Source organism: Raineya orbicola (genome assembly GCF_002843425.1).
Taxonomy (GTDB): Bacteria; Bacteroidota; Bacteroidia; order Cytophagales; family Thermonemataceae; genus Raineya; species Raineya orbicola.
In genome coordinates, this window is sequence record NZ_NKXO01000002.1 from 36,213 (window position 1) to 55,169 (window position 18,957).

Annotated in this window: 22 protein-coding genes; 9 read left to right on the forward strand and 13 right to left on the reverse strand. The window is 37.2% G+C overall.

Annotated elements, in window-relative coordinates; genetic code table 11:
* Window positions 1–30: 30 nt before the first annotated feature.
* Genes Rain11_RS00675 through Rain11_RS00685 form a run of 3 tightly spaced genes read right to left on the reverse strand, consistent with a single transcriptional unit; the run spans window position 31 to window position 2,012 of the window.
* Window positions 31–828 (reverse strand): UDP-2,3-diacylglucosamine diphosphatase, encoded by a 798-nt coding sequence (locus Rain11_RS00675; protein WP_101357403.1) that lies wholly within the window; start codon window positions 826–828, stop codon window positions 31–33.
* A 33-nt stretch (window positions 829–861) separates the two neighbouring features.
* Entirely contained in the window at window positions 862–1,377 is a 516-nt protein-coding gene (locus Rain11_RS00680; protein WP_101357404.1) for a hypothetical protein, read from the reverse strand.
* Between the two features lie 23 nt (window positions 1,378–1,400).
* Entirely contained in the window at window positions 1,401–2,012 is a 612-nt protein-coding gene (locus Rain11_RS00685; protein ID WP_101357405.1) for a hypothetical protein, read from the reverse strand.
* A 240-nt stretch (window positions 2,013–2,252) separates the two neighbouring features.
* Between Rain11_RS00685 and recJ the strand changes: the two genes are divergently transcribed.
* Complete coding sequence (gene recJ / locus Rain11_RS00690) at window positions 2,253–3,980, forward strand: single-stranded-DNA-specific exonuclease RecJ (RefSeq protein WP_101357406.1); 1,728 nt, start codon at window positions 2,253–2,255, stop codon at window positions 3,978–3,980.
* Window positions 3,981–4,193: 213 nt separating this feature from the next.
* On the opposite strand, the gene Rain11_RS00695 is transcribed toward recJ, so the two are convergent.
* The 9 genes from Rain11_RS00695 to Rain11_RS00735 form a co-directional block, all read right to left on the reverse strand.
* Window positions 4,194–4,607, reverse strand: coding sequence for an SRPBCC domain-containing protein (locus Rain11_RS00695; protein WP_101357407.1), 414 nt, complete (start codon window positions 4,605–4,607; stop codon window positions 4,194–4,196).
* A gap of 4 nt (window positions 4,608–4,611) precedes the next feature.
* Window positions 4,612–5,019, reverse strand: coding sequence for a VOC family protein (locus tag Rain11_RS00700; RefSeq protein ID WP_101357408.1), 408 nt, complete (start codon window positions 5,017–5,019; stop codon window positions 4,612–4,614).
* A 297-nt stretch (window positions 5,020–5,316) separates the two neighbouring features.
* Window positions 5,317–7,503 carry a multicopper oxidase domain-containing protein gene (locus tag Rain11_RS00705; RefSeq protein ID WP_243390517.1) on the reverse strand — a complete coding sequence of 729 codons (2,187 nt, stop codon included), beginning with the start codon at window positions 7,501–7,503 and terminating at the stop codon, window positions 5,317–5,319.
* 66 nt (window positions 7,504–7,569) lie between these two features.
* Window positions 7,570–8,283 (reverse strand): heavy-metal-associated domain-containing protein, encoded by a 714-nt coding sequence (locus tag Rain11_RS00710; protein ID WP_101357410.1) that lies wholly within the window; start codon window positions 8,281–8,283, stop codon window positions 7,570–7,572.
* Between the two features lie 93 nt (window positions 8,284–8,376).
* Window positions 8,377–8,937: a helix-turn-helix domain-containing protein gene (locus tag Rain11_RS00715; RefSeq protein WP_101357411.1), complete on the reverse strand. Its 561-nt coding sequence runs from the start codon at window positions 8,935–8,937 to the stop codon at window positions 8,377–8,379.
* Complete coding sequence (locus tag Rain11_RS00720) at window positions 8,938–9,801, reverse strand: DUF3347 domain-containing protein (RefSeq protein ID WP_101357412.1); 864 nt, start codon at window positions 9,799–9,801, stop codon at window positions 8,938–8,940.
* Between the two features lie 94 nt (window positions 9,802–9,895).
* Window positions 9,896–10,267 (reverse strand): hypothetical protein, encoded by a 372-nt coding sequence (locus Rain11_RS00725; protein WP_101357413.1) that lies wholly within the window; start codon window positions 10,265–10,267, stop codon window positions 9,896–9,898.
* Between the two features lie 280 nt (window positions 10,268–10,547).
* A complete protein-coding gene (locus Rain11_RS00730) occupies window positions 10,548–10,877 on the reverse strand; it encodes a DMT family transporter (RefSeq protein WP_101357414.1) in 330 nt (109 codons plus the stop codon).
* A 71-nt stretch (window positions 10,878–10,948) separates the two neighbouring features.
* A complete protein-coding gene (locus tag Rain11_RS00735) occupies window positions 10,949–11,509 on the reverse strand; it encodes a Crp/Fnr family transcriptional regulator (protein ID WP_101357415.1) in 561 nt (186 codons plus the stop codon).
* Between the two features lie 510 nt (window positions 11,510–12,019).
* On the opposite strand from Rain11_RS00735, the gene Rain11_RS00740 reads away from it, so the two are divergent.
* Window positions 12,020–12,658, forward strand: coding sequence for a carboxypeptidase-like regulatory domain-containing protein (locus Rain11_RS00740; protein WP_101357416.1), 639 nt, complete (start codon window positions 12,020–12,022; stop codon window positions 12,656–12,658).
* Between the two features lie 44 nt (window positions 12,659–12,702).
* Here Rain11_RS00740 and purQ read toward each other — a convergent pair whose 3' ends face one another.
* Window positions 12,703–13,392 carry a phosphoribosylformylglycinamidine synthase I gene (gene purQ / locus Rain11_RS00745; protein WP_101357468.1) on the reverse strand — a complete coding sequence of 230 codons (690 nt, stop codon included), beginning with the start codon at window positions 13,390–13,392 and terminating at the stop codon, window positions 12,703–12,705.
* Between the two features lie 108 nt (window positions 13,393–13,500).
* Here purQ and aroQ point away from each other — a divergent pair, with 108 nt between their 5' ends.
* From aroQ to asnB, 7 genes are all read left to right on the forward strand, one after another.
* Window positions 13,501–13,920, forward strand: coding sequence for a type II 3-dehydroquinate dehydratase (gene aroQ / locus Rain11_RS00750; protein ID WP_101357417.1), 420 nt, complete (start codon window positions 13,501–13,503; stop codon window positions 13,918–13,920).
* 13 nt (window positions 13,921–13,933) lie between these two features.
* Window positions 13,934–14,521 carry a non-canonical purine NTP diphosphatase gene (locus tag Rain11_RS00755; protein ID WP_101357418.1) on the forward strand — a complete coding sequence of 196 codons (588 nt, stop codon included), beginning with the start codon at window positions 13,934–13,936 and terminating at the stop codon, window positions 14,519–14,521.
* 59 nt (window positions 14,522–14,580) lie between these two features.
* Window positions 14,581–15,687 (forward strand): prolipoprotein diacylglyceryl transferase, encoded by a 1,107-nt coding sequence (locus Rain11_RS00760; protein ID WP_101357419.1) that lies wholly within the window; start codon window positions 14,581–14,583, stop codon window positions 15,685–15,687.
* Window positions 15,684–16,457 (forward strand): AMP nucleosidase, encoded by a 774-nt coding sequence (locus tag Rain11_RS00765; protein ID WP_101357420.1) that lies wholly within the window; start codon window positions 15,684–15,686, stop codon window positions 16,455–16,457. Before Rain11_RS00760 ends, Rain11_RS00765 begins: the two co-directional genes overlap by 4 nt.
* Window positions 16,458–16,470: 13 nt before the next feature.
* The gene (locus tag Rain11_RS00770) at window positions 16,471–16,704 is read left to right on the forward strand and encodes a DUF433 domain-containing protein (RefSeq protein WP_101357421.1); all 234 of its coding nucleotides are present in this window, start codon (window positions 16,471–16,473) and stop codon (window positions 16,702–16,704) included.
* Window positions 16,688–17,032, forward strand: a complete 345-nt coding sequence (locus tag Rain11_RS00775; protein ID WP_101357422.1) for a DUF5615 family PIN-like protein — start codon at window positions 16,688–16,690, stop codon at window positions 17,030–17,032. The genes Rain11_RS00770 and Rain11_RS00775 overlap by 17 nt, the downstream gene beginning before the upstream one ends.
* A gap of 81 nt (window positions 17,033–17,113) precedes the next feature.
* Window positions 17,114–18,955 (forward strand): asparagine synthase (glutamine-hydrolyzing), encoded by a 1,842-nt coding sequence (asnB, locus tag Rain11_RS00780; protein ID WP_101357423.1) that lies wholly within the window; start codon window positions 17,114–17,116, stop codon window positions 18,953–18,955.
* The last annotated feature ends 2 nt before the right edge of the window (window positions 18,956–18,957 follow it).

Genomic DNA, 18,957 nt, shown 5'->3' on the forward strand with positions numbered 1-18,957 from the left:
TGAGATTGAGCAAAGTTAGAATAAGTTTTTTCAAATCATTACATTTTGCCATTTTTCAGCTTTTTGCCAAGCCAGCAATTCTACATTTTCGCCGTCGAAGGTAGCGTAAGTATGGTGATAAATCCATTCGCCAGTATTGACATAGCGAGCGTTTTCGCCCACAGGCAAAAATAGGGGCAAATGTCTATGTCCGAAAATGTAAAAATCGCGGTGTTTGAGTGTCTCTTGTTCTTTGCAGTATATCCAAAGCCATTCATCATCTCCTAAAAATTTTTCAGCACCTTTTTTTTCACTTTGTAATCGGCTATGCTTTGACCAAAACTGAGCCAATGCAATGCCCCAATCAGGATGAATTTGCCTAAAAAGCCACTGACAAAGTCTGTTGGCAAAAATTTTTTTTAAGATTTTATACTTTGTATCGCCCGGTCCCAAGCCATCGCCGTGTCCTATTAAAAAAGTTTTTTCGTTGATACTGATTTCAATAGGCTTGCGAAAAATAGGAATGCCAAGTTCTTTTGTAAAATAATCAAATAGCCACATATCGTGGTTGCCTGTGAAAAAAACAACAGGTATGTTGCGGTCTAAAATCTCAACCAATTTTGCCTGAAAGCGAATAAAGCCTTTGGGGATAGCGTGTTTGTATTCAAACCAAAAATCAAAAATATCACCGAGCAGGAAAATTATTTGAGCATCTTGGCTTATTTGCTCTAAAAAATCACAGATTTTTTGCTCTCTTTTTTGGCTATTGCGTACTCCCAAATGAAAATCGGAAGCGAAATAAATTTTTTTCCCTGCTTGTAACGTAATATTCGTTGAAAAATTGGACATAAAAGGCTTTGTACAAAACTGCAAAAGAGGGTTTTAATTTTTAACAATTTGGCTATTAGTGATTTGAATTTTCCTTAATGTATTCTGAAATTTCTGTGCTTCTGCCATTGAGCTAAAAACGCCCAAAACTAATATTGTACCATTACATTCGGTTTGCACTTGAAAAGTACCCGACTGATTTTCAACTTTTTTCTGATTTTTTTTGGGGCTTTCTTTTGGAGATGTAGAAGGCGTTTCATCGGTTTCTTGGCTCTTCAGTTCGGCTTTTTTCTGCTCCAAATCTCTGATTTTAGCACGTAATTGGGCTATTTCAGTATTTTTCTGTGAAATTTGTCGTTCATTATTTTCAATACCTGTTTCCAAAGTTTGCAATTCCTTTTCTTTGGCTTCTTTGCTTTCTACAAGAGCCTTGAATTGCTCGGCGGAACTTTCTTTTTTACGCTTTTCCCACTGACGCAAAAGGGCTTTTTCTTCTTTGCTCAATTCTTGGGCAAAAGCATCTAACGTTACTCCCAAGCATAATATCACAATCAATAGATTTGCTTTCATATTTGATAAATTTTGTATCACAACTATTTAACTTCTTTGAGAGGCACTCTTACGCCGTCTTTATACGCAACAATCCAGCCTCCTTTTACACCAATTTCAGGCAAACAATTTTTGAAGCTATCGGCTTTCTCAAAATTTCTAAAATTACCCAAAGTATATTTTTTTATTTTGCCGTCTTGCTCTACTCTCAAATCGTACTCATTACTTACGGAAAGGTCTAATTTATCGGAAGCGGCAATTTGCAAGCGAAATACAACGCCTTTGTCAAAATTTTCTTTGCTTGCGGTGGAAGTAGTGCTGTTGTTGATGGGTTCAGTTTTATTGTTGCTTGTAGAATTAGCTGAAGCAGTAGGTTTGCCCCCTAACTCTTTTTCTAACTCTTGCAATCTTTTCTGTAAAAGATTGATTTCCTCATCTTTAGCACTAACGAGGGCTTGAGTTTCGGCAAGTTCTTTTTTCGCCTTGCTTATGCGTGCAGGCAAAAGGCTATTTGCCTCTGAAATAGCTTTGAACTCTTCTACTGAAGTTTTTTCTAATTTTTCACGCCAAATTTTTTCTTGTTCTTTGTCTAATTGTTGCCCCCAAAGCAATAGAGAGTAACACCAAACCCAAAGTAATACAGCAACTTTTTTCATAAATCTTGTTCAATTTTTAGCAAAAGCTACAATTTTTTGCTCAAAAATACAAAAAATCAAAGAAAATTTTTCAAAAATTCCTACCTTTGAATTGGCAGTTATTGGTGATTTTAAGAAAAAATTTTGAATAAAATGCTCAAATAGGCTTATTTTTTGCTTCAAATTTTGAGCCTGTGTCGTAAAAAGTGTATAAACTATTTTCAGGAAAAATTATCATTATTTCATAAAACCTTAAAACTTATGCCCGAAATTCGTTGGTTGTTTCGTCCTACACCTGATCCTATAATGGTAAAAAATTTTATGAAAGAAACGGGGGCAGATGAAATTGCCGCTTATTTACTTGTTCAGAGAGGGGTTACTAATTATGAGGAAGCTCGTCTTTTTTTTAATCCCAGAATAGAACACCTGCACGACCCTTTTCTGATGAAAGATATGGATAAAGCCGTTTTGCGTTTGGAGCAGGCTTTTGAAAATAATGAAAAAATTATGATTTATGGCGACTATGACGTAGATGGCACTACTTCGGTGGCTTTGGTGTATCAATTTTTCAAGAGGGTTTTCCCCGATAAAAATAACTTTGATTTTTACATTCCCGACCGCTACAAAGAAGGTTATGGCATTTCCAAACAAGGAATAGATTATGCCAAAGAAAATGGTTTTACGCTTATGATAGCTCTGGATTGTGGTATTAAATCCATTGAGCTTGTAGAGTATGCCAAATCAAAAGGTATTGATTTTATTATTTGCGACCACCATTTGCCCGGTGCCAAAATTCCTAATGCCGTAGCTGTTTTAGACCCCAAACGCCACGATTGTCAGTATCCTTACAAAGAACTATCGGGTTGTGGGGTAGGGTTTAAGCTCTTGCAAGGGTTTTCTTTGCATAAAAAAATAGAGCAAGAGCATTTGCACCAATTTTTAGATTTGGTAGTGGTAAGTATTGCTTGCGATATTGTACCTATTACAGGAGAAAATAGAGTGCTTGCCTACTGCGGACTTGATAAACTTAACAGCAAACCTTTGCGAGGTTTGCGAAAACTTCGGGAAGTGGCGGGTTTTGGCGAGGATAAAGCTATGAGCATCACAAATGTAGTTTTTGGTATAGGACCCCGCATCAATGCCGCAGGCAGAATAGAACACGCTCGTAATGCTGTAAAGGTGCTTTTAGCGGAAAACGAGGAAGAAGCCAAACGTTTTGCCGAAATTATCCACGAACACAACCAAGACCGCAAAGACCTTGACAAATCTATTACCCAAGAGGCTTTACAGATGATTGAGGCTCAAAACCTGCAAAATGCAAAAACTACTGTACTTTTCAAACCTGATTGGCACAAAGGGGTGATTGGCATTGTGGCTTCGCGTTGTATAGAACATTATCACCGACCTACAATTATTCTTACTCAATCCAATGGCAAAATAGCAGGTTCTGCTCGTTCTGTTCACGATTTTGATGTTTATGAAGCTATTGAGGCTTGTGCCGATTTACTAGAACAATTTGGGGGACACAAACACGCCGCAGGACTTACGCTCAAACCTGAAAATTTGCGTGCTTTTCAAGAAAAATTTGAACAAGTAGTAGCGTCTCGTATCAAACCCGAACAACTCTCGCCACATTTGGAAGTGGATATGAAGCTACTTCTCAAAGATGCTACGGATAAATTTATGCGTATTTTGAACCAACTTGCTCCTTTTGGACCAGGTAATATGCAACCGCTTTTTATGTCGGAATCAGTAAAGGCTATTCCCGAGAGCGTAACTTTTGTAGGCAAAGATGAACCCAAAATTCATCTAAAATTCAAGGTAAGACAGGAAAATTCGGCAGTATTTGATTGTATTGCATTTGGAATGGGACATTTAGCCGAAAAAATACAAACAGGCGAGCCTTTTCATATTTGCTACCATTTGGAGGAAAATCATTTCCGAGACAACACAACGCTTCAACTGCGGATAAAGGATATTAAATGGTGAGGCTGTCTTATCCTTGCTATCGTTACGGAAAATGCCTGTTGGATTGTGTTTTTACTTTTTAACGTGGGCTATACTGCAATTTGTAAAGTACTATTTATTCATTGTTGTTCTAACATTTAGGAGATTATTTTTGAACCCATTACCAAACTGTCATACGAAGCACTGAACCCGCCATTACGCCAAATCGCTGTTAGCAATAGCTTTTTTCGTTCTTCAGTTTGTCTCCGTATATTTTTTAAAGTTGTCCAAGATTGCTTGCCAACCTTGTCTTTGTAAATCAATTGGGTTTTCTGTTTCAGGGTCAAATGTTACGGTTACTTCTGTTTGTCCGTTTACTTCATTAAACTCAACCGTTGCAAGTCGTCCGCCAAACTCATAAGTAAAACTTTCTCCTTGGTTGATTTCTTTGTAAACAGCATCAAAGTCAAATCCAAAGCTTCCGTCTTTGGCTTCCATTCTTGCAACATATCGCCCGCCAACTTTCATTTCGTTTGACGTTCTCGGACAATGCCATGTATCAATCGCGAAATTCCATTTAGTAATGTGTTCGGGTTTTGTGTAATAGTCCCAAACTTTTTGTTTGGCTGCCGAAACAATTGCCTTAATAGTTATTTTTTCTGTTGCCAAAATTTTATAGTTGCATTTGAGTTGGGTCGGTGAACATCACTTCCCATTGGTGACCGTTCGGGTCGGCAAAGCAGTCGTAATACATCCAGCCGTGGTCGACACTTTCTCTGTATCGTGTTGCACCGTTTTCAATGGCAAGTTTTACAATTCTGTCAACTTCTTCCCTGCTTTCTACCTGGATAGCTGTCAAAACCTGAGTGGTTGTTCCGTCTGCAATGGGTCTGTTTGTAAATGTGCTGAACATTTCGTGAGTGACAAGCATTACATATATCAGTCCGTCATTCAGAACTAAGCACAATGCCCTGTCATCCGAAAATTGTTCGTTAAAAGTAAATCCGAGATTTGTCCAAAAGGCCCTTGTCTTTTTAAGGTCTTTGATTGGAAGATTTACGAAAATTGATTTTACTTTCATTTTGTGTTGTTGTATGTGGTTTTAGAATTGGTGCTAACGTTTTGGCGCTTGGCGTAGTGGCGGATATTTAGCACAAAAGTTCAATCGAAGCACTGCACTTAAACCTACCACAAAACTGTCATACGAAGCACTGAACCCGCCATTACGCCAAACCGCTGTTGTGCCTTCGTTGTTCTTTTTCGTCCGTTATATTGTCGTCCAAATCCGTCTGATTAGGGAAAGCCATACTCTTTGCCAAGTTTTGGTTTGCGGGTCAGCTGGTGCGACTTGGCAATGTGTATGGCTTGTGGGTTGGCTTTAATAATTAAATGTCAGTCCTATTCCAAAACCCATATCGCTGTCGTAATGTGTTCTGAACCCTAAGTTTTTACTTGCGATATAATTTAGTCCAAACATATATTCTTTGTCTGTATTTACCATAAATGAGGCTCTAAACCTTTTTGAAAGCGGAATGTCTTCACGTCTTAATTGTACTCTTACATTTCCATCTTGATAGACTTCTGTTTGTAAAATTATAAGCATTGGCAGAGTATATGCAACCCCTAAACTAAACTGTGTCCGATTGTCTTTGGTATTAGTCTGCCCAAAAAGATTTTTTTCTGGTGTTTCGTGTTTTCTGTATCGCCAATCAAAACCTATAAATGGCATTAGCCATTGATTTCTGCCTATGTATCGTCCTATGTGGGTTTCTGTTTCGTAACCGTGTCTGTCGTTATATCCCAAACGCCATTCTGTGCCAAAACTCCAACGGGTATTTTGCAACATAGTCATTCCGTCATTACCATTGGTCGCAAAGTCGTTTTGGAACATAAAGTGCAGTTCGTTGCTTTCTCTTTGCAGCTTTCTATAAGCCCATTTTTTATTGGGTAAATAAGGATTAGGTGCTTGGTTTTCTGTGCTAAACACACGGTTCATTCCTGCCATCATATGGTAGAGAATATGACAGTGAAAAAACCAATCGCCTTCTAAATTGGCTTCAAACTCTATGACATTGGTTTCCATTGGCATGATGTCCAATACATTTTTGAGTGGTGCATAATCGCCTTGCCCGTTGATAACCCTAAAATCGTGTCCGTGCAAGTGCATCGGGTGTCGCATCATTGAGTTGTTGTAAAGCGTAATCCTTACAATTTCTCCTTTTTTGATTAGAATTTTATCGGTTTCTGCAAGTACTCGGTTGTCCATACTCCACACATAGCGGTTCATATTTCCTGTCAATTCAAACCTTAATTCTCTGACAGGGGCATTTTCTGACAAAGTGGTTTTGGTAGGTGATTTGAGCATTGCGTAGTTTAATGTAACAATGTCATTGCTTGGCATTGTATGATTGCTATGGTCTGAATGTTGAGATGATTTTGGTTTATTTTCTCCCGTAATTTCAGGATACATTACTGTGTTCATATCCATTTGTTGCAGGCTCATATTCATACCCATATCTTTCATATCACCATTCATTTTCATCATATCGTTCATCATCTTCATTCCTTCAAAATATTTCAGTTTTGGTAATGGACTTGCCAACTGTTTGATGCCTGAACCTATATAAATTGATGCTGATTTGGTGCGGTCTTCGGGGGTTACCAAAAGTTCGTAAGAAGTATTTTCTGCGGGAATGGTAACTATTACGTCATAGGTTTCTGAAACCCCGATAATCAGTCTATCTACCACAACAGGCTCCACATCATTACCATCATTGGCAACAACGGTCATTTTTCCTCCTGCGTACGTGAGCCAAAAATAAGACGAAGCACCACCGTTGGAAATTCGCAGCCGTACTTTATCACCTGCTTTGAATTGAGAGAGTTGGCTTTCAGATGTTCCATTAATCAGAAATTTATCGTAATACACATCGCTCACATCCATTGCTAGCATTCGTTTCCATTCGTTTGTGAGTTTGGTTTTGAAATGACCTGCTTTTATGGCTTCTCCGTAACTCTGAACAGTATTTTTCTTTATAGCAAACCAATCATTAGCATTGTGCAACATACGGTGAATGTTGTCAGGGTTATAGTCTGTCCATTCACTTAAAATAATGGGAACGGTTGGCAAATCATCAATCCCTTTTCTGAAAGTGGGGTCGTCTGCCCTTTTGAGCAAAATCATTGAGCCATACATTCCTATTTGTTCTTGCAATCCGCTATGGCTGTGATACCAGTGTGTTCCGTTTTGAATTATCGGAAAACGGTAAATGTGCGTGGTATTGGGTTTAATCGGCATTTGTGTTAAATACGGCACGCCATCTTCTTTATTGGGTAGATACAAACCGTGCCAATGCAAAGATGTACTTTCTTTGAGCCTATTGTGTACGTGAATTTCAGCCGTGTCACCTTCTGTAAATGTAAGTGTTGGCATAGGAATTTGTCCGTTTACGGCAATGGCTCGCTTGTTTTTTCCTGTAAAATTAACGATGGTGTCTTTTATGTAAAGGTCGTATCGCACCACTTTTTGGGCGAATACGACTTGTGTTGCCAATAGTAGGAACACTATCGGCAACAATTTTTTATAAATATTTTTTTGATTAACCATTTTATAAATTTTATAAATTTCATTCTAAATCAGGTTTAAAAGCATCCAAGCACTCATTGCTATCATTAGGGCATCTTCAATAATGGTAACGGTACTCATTGGCAAGTTGAACACGGCACCCAAACAGGCACATTGTATTTTCTTTTTGTTCAATACCGATTGTAATACCCCGATGATGCTGATGCTCATTACAATAAATGTTACACTATTAGTAACAAGTGGATTAAAATTTACTAAAAAAGCAATGCCCAAAGCCAATTCTGTGAAAGCATAGATATAAGCCCAAGCGGGTAACCGCTTTGCTACAACATCATACATTACATAGCTTTCGGCAAAGCCTTTCAGATTGAGCATTTTGAAAAACGAAAATACCAAAAAGAAACCCGCCATAAAGTGTCGCATCCACTGCATTGTATCAAACCTTTCGTTGGTAAACTGTACTAATGTCGTTACCAATGAGATATAAAAAAATATCAACAAGATTGGCTTGTAGGTGGCTAGCCAACCTTTGGTTTGTTCTGCCAGTTCGCTGTGATGTTGTGCAGAAATCTGATACTTTTCAGGCAAGGCTTTTTGCAACCTATCCAATGGAATGTGTTTATCCATTGTGATTGTGGCTGAATTTTCGTCTTTTGAAACTTCAACGCTTACCACATTTTCCACCATCAACAACGATGATTTAACTTTTGCTTCACAGCTTGAACAGGTCATTCCTGTTATTTGATATGTATGTACCATAATCTTATATTTTAAAGGTTAAAAACTATGGCACAAAGTTCCGAAGCTATTTGCTTATCGTTGTTGTGTTATTTTGGGTTTGAGTTGTAACATTTATAAGTCTTCAATTTGCCTTCGTTTTTTGTCTTTCAATTGCTTGTAATGCGAAGGAGAAAAACCTGTTACCTTTTTAAACTGATTGCTCAAATACGCCACACTGCTGTAATTCATCTGAAAAGCAATTTCACTCAGAGTTAATTCATCATACAGAAGCAACTCTTTTACCTTTTCTATTTTCTGGTTGATAAAATATTTCTCAATGGTTGTATCTTCTACTTCCGAAAACAAATTGCTAAGAGATGAATAATCCTGTGCCAGATGTTTTGACAAATAATCGGACAGATTGGAATTGAGCTGAGCGTTTTGTTGATGCACCAATTCAATTATCAAAGTTTTGATTTTATCAATCAATCGGCTTTTCTTGTCATCAATCAGTTCAAAACCAAAGCTTTTCAGGTGTTCTGCAATCTCGCTTTTTTGGTGAGCCGAAATTGGTTCAATAGTTTCTACTTCGCCCAAATCAACTGCAAGTAGTTGAAGTCCGAGTTTTTCCAACTCAGACTTCACTACCATTTTGCAGCGACTACACACCATATTTTTGATGTATAGTTTCACTTATTCTATTTTTTCAACCGTTATACCACAAGAAAGCATTTGAGAACCGTAGTAAGGGTTTTTAATGGCATTTTCTTTGCTCAACCAATTAGCACCTTTACCATTGTTTGCCATTGGGCAATGTTGGTAATAGGTAGGCGTTTCTTGTTTAGAAGCTTTCAAGAGTTGATACATATTATCTGATAAAGTATTGAAATGGTCACGCTGATGTCCCACATCTTTGGTTTCTTCAATGTGTTCGGTATCAAATACTAAATCTTTCATTACCTTCATCCAAACGATATGCTCTTCATTAGAAAGTTTGTTCATCTGCACGGCATTAAGAGCATTGAGTAGTTCTTTTGCTTTGGCAGAAGCCAAATTGCCATCAGATTTTACCAAAGCGTCTTTTAATGCGAAGTAGTTTTCAAAAACTGATTTGAGTTGATTTACTACTTGCTTTGTTTCATTTGACTTGTTTGTTGCTCCTTCGTGATTGTACTTAGAATGGTCGTCAATCGTTTCTACTTTTACCATTTCTGATTTTTTCACACGGTCGTATTGACAACATTCTGGAAGTTTAGCATACACATCATCAGGAGCAAGAAATTGGTCGCTATCGTACCCTGCCAAAGCAATACGCTTTAAGATTTCGACTTGACTGGTCTTGCTTGGGTCGTAGGTTAAAGTAGCCATTTTGGTATCTTTGTTCCAATCTACCTGTGCTACTTTCTTAATGTTTCCTGCTTTTTCAATGGTCGTTTCACACATACCACAGTTACCGTAAATTTTTACGCTTTCGGTTTTAGCGTTTTTGATTTGAGCGTTACACGCTGTGAACGATAGCAATAGCGTAATTGCCATCAATATTTTTATTGATTTCATATTTTTAAAAATTAAATGTTTAACGAATAATAGAATTTGTAAGCAAGAAAAATGCTTTCAATTAGTCAGACCTATTGCTGTCAAGGTAATAAAATTAGCCTATTTTGGGCGGTTGCCAAATTGAAAGAAAGCCTGATGAATAATAGGTGTCTTGATAATAAAAGTTAGGCTTATTAACGATTATTGTAATTCCTGAAAAACCATCAAAAAAAGGAATTGTAAAGTTTGTACAATTAGTCGGACAATGACAAGCTGGGTTTCCGCATTTCCCATCACAATCTTTACTGTGTTTACCACATTGTCCTTTTTCTGTGTCGCAACAATCTTTCTTTTCCGTTTCCGTATTAGATTTTTTGGTGCAAGTATTTTCTAAGTTTTCAGATTTTGACCCACAAGCATAAGTATCTGTTGGAGTCAAAGAGAAACCAATCAGGGTTAATAATGCTATGTAAAAAAATCTTGTCATAATTTTTATAAACGCAAAGGTACAAATTTTATTCTGTCAAGCGTTGGCAAAAAACAGCTCTTTTGGTTTTTTGAACTTTGGCTTGCGTGTTGGCAAAAACCAAATGTGCTGTTTGTGCTGTCGGCTTTTTTACAATGAGGCACAACGGTTCGGGGCTTTGCGATGGTGGGGCAATCGAAGCACAAATCTTCAATTTTGCACTAAAGTTCAACCGAAGAACAACCGTTGAACTTTGCAGTTTCGCCCCACTATTGCAAAACCCTTGTTAGCGGCTGGCATTTTAGTGTGCTGCTGATTTTGAGAAAAAATTTATTACGATAACTCCTGTCACAATTAAAATAATTCCAATAATTGCTGGAATGTCTAACGATTGCTTAAATACCACAACCGAAATTATAGCTGTCAAGACAATTCCTAAACCACCCCAAATTGCATAAGCTATTCCCAAAGGAATGGATTTTAAAGCTTGCGATAAAAAGAAAAAGGAAGCAATATATGCCACAATTGTTATCGCTGTTGGCAATAATTTTGAAAAACCGTCTGATGCTTTCATAAAGCTCGAACCTACAACTTCAAGTACGATTGCTAATGATAAAAATAAATATTTCATTGTTCTTTTGTTTTAACTGATGCAAAGATACAAAAATTAAAAAGTGCTTTTTTTGACAAATGTCAAAATCGTTATTTCTTTCTAATACGGCTCAATGTTTCTTGCGAAATACCCAAATAAGAAGCAATATGTCCTAAAGAAATTCTTTGCAAAGCTTCGGGTTGGTTTTTCAAAAGCCAATGATAACGCTGTTCTGCGGTATGTGTTTGTAATAAAAAAGAACGTTCCTCTAAAATTTTGCAATATTCTTCTGCCATTTTTCTACCAATCGTATTCATTTCCTGCGATGATTTGTAGAAACTTTCAAGGTCATTGCTTGAGATATAATATAAAGTGGTGTCTTCTAAAAACTGAATGTTTTCAATTGAAGGTTGGCTAAAAAATAATGGCATTACTGAACCTAAAATTCCGCTCTCAAAACCAAACCAAACATTAATTTCTCTTTCATTGATATTATAAAACGAACGAACAAGCCCTTTTTCAATTACGAATAAACTTGAAACAATTTGTCCTTCTTTGAGCAAAAAATCGCCTTTTTGTTTTATCAGACTTTTAATTTTTTCGTTAAGTTCTGTTTCGATTTCAGAGGTCAGATTTCCGTATTTTTTAAGTTGTTTTATGAGAGGGTTCATTCTTTGTACGGTGTTGGTTTATGCTTGCCGCTAACTTATAAATATACGCAAATATACAAGTATATTTTTGAAATTCCAAAAAAACGAAAAAATTTTCTTTATTCAAAATCAAAATAGTTATACAAAAAAGAAACACATAGATGAAACTTTTTCAAACAGGCAGGGCAATATTTAGACAATTCAATTACGCAGTGCTATTTTTGTGTAGCGGACTGTCGTTTTGAAGTCTTATTATCCTAAAAGTTCTTGGATAAATCGAATATCTGCTCTTATTTTGGCAAAAACTTTCTGTATCTAATTTAATTAAAAATATCTTTTTAAATAAGCCAGATAAGAAAATGAACCCTTAACGTATTAAGATAAATAGCTGCTTGCTAATTACTTTGGGGTTAACATACCGAGAAAATTGCTTGAAAAGTGAGATACATTCCAAAAATACTTAGAAATTTGGGTCAACGAAAACTTTTGCAATAATACTTTCGTTAATTAGAAGCTGAAAAAACAATTTTTATGAAACTTACAAAAACTTTCTGGATAATTTTCTTGTTGGGATTTACTTTGCAAATACAAGCCCAACAGATTATTCTAACAGGTATGCTCATTGATAAAGAAAGCAAAGCACCTGTATCGGGGGTACGAGTAATAAATTACACTGCTAGTCGTGGTACAATTTCTAATGATAAAGGAATATTTAGTTTACGTGTAAATGCAGGCGATAGCCTTGTCATTCGTTCTGTTAATTACCGAACTGCCTTTTACAAAGTACCTACTAATCAGGAAGAGGCTTATTCGGTTGTTTTACCTTTGGAGGAAGCCGTAGAAACCATTGCTCCTATTCAGGTTTTTCCTTATTCCGATGAGCATACTTTCCGAGAGGCATTTTTGAACATGGAAACCGAAACTGAAGAGACAAAGGCTATGCGAGAAAATTTAGACAAAGGCAAAATGTTAGATGCTTCTCGTCAGATGGCTCAAGATGGTCAAAATGCCTCCCAACAACAACTACAAATGCAATCAATGAAGCCTGTAACTAATAGTTCCTTACCTACACTTAATATTTTCAGTCCTTCGGCTTGGCGAGAGTTCAAAAGACAACTGAAAGAAAGTAAAAATAAAAAAGAAAGGCAAGAAAAAAACTATAAGAACTAAGAAAACCTTAATTTTTTGAACGTAAGTAGTTAAAAAAAACTATCTCACAGCGAGATAGTTTCAATAATGCTTTTGAGTAAAAATTCGCCGTCAGTATTTCCAAGCAGAGCATTGGAGGCTCTTTCAGGGTGAGGCATCATTCCCATAACATTGCCCTTTTTGTTGCAAATACCTGCGATGTTTTCCAAAGAGCCATTAGGGTTAGCGTCTTTGGTGATATTTCCGTTTTCATCACAATACCTGAAAATTACTTGTCCATTGGCTAAAATTTCTTGTAGCTCTTTTTCGGGGGCATAGAAGCGTCCTTCGCCGTGGGCAATAGGAATTTTGTAGGCTTTTTTGCGAGGTAATTTATAAGTAATGAGTGTATCATCGTTTTGTGGGCGAATAAATACGTTTTTGCAAATGTATTTTTGTGAAGTGTTTTTAAGCAAAACACCGGGCAAAAGTCCCGCTTCGGTAAGTATCTGAAAGCCGTTGCAAATGCCTAAAACAAAGCCCCCTTTTTCAGCAAAATCAACAATTTCACTCATAATAGGCGAAAAGCGAGCAATTGCCCCTGTACGCAGATAATCTCCATACGAAAAACCGCCAGGTAAGACAATAAAATCACAGCCCTGTAAGTTTTTTTCTTTGTGCCAAAGTTTCACGACTTTTTGCCCTAAATTTTCAAGGGCATCAACCATATCGTCATCGCAATTAGAGCCGGGAAAAACAACTACACCAAATTTCATTGCCGAAAAAATTTTTTCGCAATATACAGAAATCCGAATTTTATGCGGAAATTTAAGGCAAATTTTCAAGCAATTTTTTTCTTGTTTTTGTGTTAATAGCTTATGTCTATGCAAATAGAAATTGTCAATGGGGCAAACCTGAACCTTTTGGGCAAAAGAGAACCGCATATCTACGGCTCGGAAACTTTTGAGGCATATTTGGAAAAGTTACGGGAAAAATACCCACAAGTAGAAATTGGTTACTTTCAATCAAATATTGAAGGTGAGCTTATCAATCGTTTGCACGAAGTAGGTTTTTCGGCAAAAGGTATTATCTTGAATGCAGGAGCATATACGCACACTTCCATTGCCCTTGCTGATGCTATTCGGTCTATAAAAACGCCTGTGATAGAAGTACATATTTCTAATATTTTTGCTCGCGAGCCTTTTCGCCACAAGAGTTATATTTCTATGGTTTCGGTAGGAATTATTTCGGGCTTGGGCTTGCAGGGCTATGATTTGGCAATTGAATATTTTTTGAATTCTTGAATTTTTCATAAAAATGAAAATTTGTTTTGCAACTAATAATCAGCATAAAATTGCAGAAGTACAAGCGATTGTCGGTAATCAATTTGAGTTAGTTTCGCTTGCAGAAATTGGCTGTTTGGAAGAACTCCCTGAAACGGGGAACACATTAGAAGAAAATTCAGCCCAAAAAGCTGAATATGTTTGGCACAAATATCAAATTCCTTGTTTTGCCGATGATAGCGGTTTGGAAGTAGAAGCTCTTGCGAATGCACCTGGCGTGTATTCGGCACGCTATGCGGGTTTGCCTAAAAATGATGAAAAAAATATTGCTTTGCTTTTACAAAACTTGCAAAACCAGCCCAATCGTAAAGCCCAATTTCGGACTTGCATTACGCTTATTACTGCAAAAGGAAAGTGGCAATTTGAAGGCATTGTAAAAGGGGAGATTTTGCAAGAAAAACGAGGTTCAGGAGGTTTCGGCTATGACCCTGTGTTTTTGCCTGAGGGCTATAAGCAAACTTTCGCTGAAATGTCTGTACAAGATAAAAATGCAATTAGTCATAGGGCTATAGCTGTCAGAAAATTAGCAGATTTCTTGCAGGCTAATCCGTATATTTTCTGAAAGATTTGCCTTTTGACTATTTTTTTTCAAACTTTGAGGCAAAATCAAAAAAAAGATCAATGCTTTCCTATATTATTTGGAACATTCACCCCGAATTTATCCGAATTGGTGATATCCGAGCCGCTTGGTACGGCTTGCTTTTTGCTTTGGCTTTCCTGGCGGGTCAGTATGTTTTAGGGAAAATTTTCAAAATTGAAGGCAAAACTGAAGACGATTTAGCGACTTTTTCGTTCTATGTTATCATTGCTACCGTAGTAGGAGCAAGGCTCGGACACGTGCTTTTCTATCAACCTGACTATTATTTTGCCCACCCACTTGATATTCTCAAGGTTTGGGAAGGCGGGCTTGCCAGCCACGGTGCCGCTATCGGTATTTTACTTGCTGTGTATTTTTTCAGTCGTAAATATAAAGTTTCGTATTTGTGGATTTTAGATAGACTTGTAATAGTAGTAGCTCTGGGAGGTTGTTTCATACGCTTGGGTAACTTGATGAACTCTGAAATTATCGGAAAGCCTTCTAATGTGCCTTTTGCTTTTGTTTTCGCTAATCGTTGGATTGATAATGCTTTAGAAAGCTACGAAGAAAGCTATCAGATAGGCTACAAACGAAATTTCACAGAAAAAGCAGATTTCAAAGATACAACTCTCAATGGTATTAAACTTGTACCTTTGCAGGTGCATACCTATTTTGACGCTGAAAAGACCTCTGAAAGCGAAGCTAAGCAGTTTTTACAGATGAATATCCCTGTCATAGCAACTAAAAACAAAGATGTAGCCGAACATATTGTATTGAGTTCCAATCCTAAATTTCAAACTATTGAAAAAGATAAAGAAATTCAGATAAGTTGGCAGGCTTATGGTGTGCCTCGCCACCCTTCGCAACTTTATGAAAGTATTTCCAGTTTGCTTTTATTCATTTTTTTACTTGCCTTGTACTACCGTTACAAACAAAAAACCCCTGAAGGCTTGATTTTTGGACTTTTTTTGATTATCTTGTTTTCGCTAAGATTTTTGTACGAATTTCTGAAAGAAAACCAAGTAGAAGGTGAAAATGCTATACAACAAGCTATACAACTAAATTTAGGGCAATTGCTGAGTATTCCTTTTGTACTTGTAGGTATTTGGCTTCTGGTGCGTCTGAAAACAACTAAAAAAATAGCTGTATGAAAACCAAAGAAGAAATTGTACGCGATTGGCTACCACGTTATACGGGAATGCCATTAGAACTTTTCCGTCCTTATATTTTGCTCACCAACTTTCGCAATTACGTAGATATGTTTGCCGAAAAATTTAATGCACCTATCTATGGCGAAGAGAAACCTATGCAAGCCGTAAGTAGCGATGAACTTACGCTTATCAATTTTGGTATGGGCAGTGCAATGGCGGCAACGGTGATGGACTTGCTTTTGGCAGTTGCCCCCAAGGCGGTTTTATTTTTGGGTAAATGTGGTGGGCTGAAACGCAAAACCCAAGTAGGCGATATGATTTTACCTATTGCCGCTATACGTGGCGAGGGCACGAGTGCCGAATATATGCCCCCCGAAGTGCCGTCTTTGCCTTCATTCCGTTTGCTTCGTTCGGTTTCCTCAATGATAAAAAAACACGAGTTGGACTACTGGACTGGCACCGTTTATACTACCAATCGTCGTGTGTGGGAACACGATGAGGAGTTCAAAGAATATTTGCGTAAAATTCGTGCCGCCGCTATTGATATGGAAACTGCTACGATTTTCACCGTTGGTTTTATCAATGAAATTCCACGTGGGGCTTTGCTACTTGTTTCCGATAACCCGATGATTCCCGAAGGGGTAAAAACCAGTGAAAGTGATAAAAAAGTTACTGCTCAATTTGTAGAAAAGCATTTACAAATTGGTATAGATGCTCTTTTAGAACTGGCTCATTCAGGAGAATCGGTAAAACATTTGAGGTGGGATTAAATTAAGTTGGCTTATGGAAGTGAAAGTTTTGCACATAGACCCTGAAATTTTAGGTGGTACTCCTGTTTTTTATGGCACAAGAGTACCTATAAAAAACCTCTTTGATTATTTGGAAACAGGGGAAACCATTGAAACTTTTTTAGAAGATTTTGAGGGAGTAAAAAGAGAACAGGTCATAAAATTATTGGAAACTTCACAAAAACTCATAGAGTCATCAACAGCTATTCTTTATGAGAATCTTACTTGATGAGTGTGTAACTAAGCGTTTGAAATCGGCTTTAGAAGGTTTAGAGGTACTTACAGTTGCAGAAATGAAATGGAATGGCGTTAAAAACGGTAAACTTCTTGCTTTGTGCGAAGAAAATAGCTTTGATATACTCCTGACTATTGATAAGAATATTGTTAATCAGCAAAATATTGAAAAATTTAATATTTCAATTGTCGTTTTTAATAGTAGTTCAAGCAAGTTAGAAGAGTTAGAAGTATTTATTCCTGCATTTAAGGCAAATCTTAATCATTTTGAAAAAAGAATTGCATATGTAATTGATAAACAGGATATTCAAAAGAAAATCTAAAAAGCTACTTTATCTCTCAAACTTTCTTATCTTTTATGTATTTTTGCCTTCTAAAATTACTTAGTCAAGAAAACCTTTTCTATGTGTGGTATAGCGGGTTTTCTCTGTTTTGAGAAAACATTAGACCGAAGCCTTCTGCAAGCAATGACAGCCCAGCTCGCTCATCGCGGTCCTGATGCAGAAGGTTTTTTTCAAGATGAATTTTGTGGCTTGGGGCATCGCCGATTAAGCATTCTTGACCTTTCGGAGCAAGCCAATCAGCCGTTTTTTTCACAAGACGGCAGATATGTGGTAGTATTTAACGGCGAAATCTATAATTTCCGTGAAGTTGCCGAAAAATTACAAATCAAGCCTCGTACTACTTCCGATACCGAAATTTTAGTGGAAGCCTTTGCCCAAAAAGGTACGGCTTGCGTGCAGATGTTCAATGGAATGTTTGCCTTTGCTATCTACGATACACACAAAAAAGAATTACACTTGTGCCGTGATAGAATTGGCAAAAAGCCGCTTTATTACTTTTGGAATGGGCATTATTTCGCCTTTGCCTCCGAACTAAAATCTTTGATGGTTTTGCCTTTCATTAAAAAGGACTTGAATTACCTTGCCATTGAGGATTTTCTGCATTTGGGCTATATTCCTCGCCCACATACTATTTATGAAGATGTTTTCAAGATGTTTTCGGGCTATTGGCTGAAAGTTTCTCGTAAGGGTGTGGAGGAAAATATGTATTGGGATATTCAAGCCTGCCTGAAACAACATAAAATAACTGACGAAAATGAAGCCGAAAAACAATTAGAAGCACTATTGCAAAGCTCGGTTCGCTATCGCCTGATAAGTGATGTGCCTTTGGGAGTTTTTTTAAGCGGGGGAATAGATTCCAGTCTTGTGGCGTCAATGGCACAGAAAGTAAGTAATGAAAAAATTAAAACTTTTTCTATCGGTTTTGAAAACGAAAAATACAATGAAGCTCCTTTTTCCCGAAAAGTTGCCGAGCATCTCCAAACCGAACATCACGAACTAATACTCTCTATCCAAGAAGCCAAAAAACTCGTCCCTGAAATTATTGACGTGTATGATGAACCCTTTGCCGATAGCTCTGCTGTACCTACGATGCTGATTTCGGCTTTTGCAAAAAAATACGTGAGTGTGGCTTTGGCAGGTGATGGGGGTGATGAGCTTTTCCAAGGCTATGGAATGTATGATTGGGCTGAGCGTCTTAAAAATCCATTTCTAAAACCTTGGCGTTTTATGATTGCCGAGATTTTAAGCCTGAAAAAAAGTGTTTCTTTTCAGAAAGGGGTGCAAATGTTTCGCTATCCCAAAGGAAAGCACTTGGCAAGCCATATTTTTTCGCAAGAGCAGTTTTTGTTTTCACAAAAAGAAGTTGAAAGTCTCATTACTTTTCCTGTTACCAGTTCCGAGCCTTTGCTTTCTACGCAGTTTGGCGTGATGAAATGCCCTCCTCGTGAGCAACAAGCCCTTTTTGATTTGCAATACTATCTGCAAGATGATTTGCTCGTGAAAGTTGATAGAGCCTCTATGCGTTACGCTTTGGAAGTTCGCTCTCCGCTTTTAGATTATAGAGTTGTGGAATTTGCTCTTAATTTAGATACTTCACTCAAATATCAGAACAAAACCACCAAGTATTTACTTAAAAAAATTCTTTATCGCTACGTTCCTGCGGAGTATTTCAGGCGTCCTAAATGGGGCTTTGCTATTCCGCTAATGCAATGGCTTAAAACAGATTTACGTTATCTGATTGATGAGTTTTTGAACCATAAAATCGTTACCCATTACGACCTCGTAAAATACGAAAAAGTAAAAGAGTTGAAAGAAAAATTTCTGAAAGGAAATGATTTTTTCTACAATCGCTTGTGGGTGCTGATTGTTTTACATCAATTTCTGAAAAAAAATTTTGATTAGCT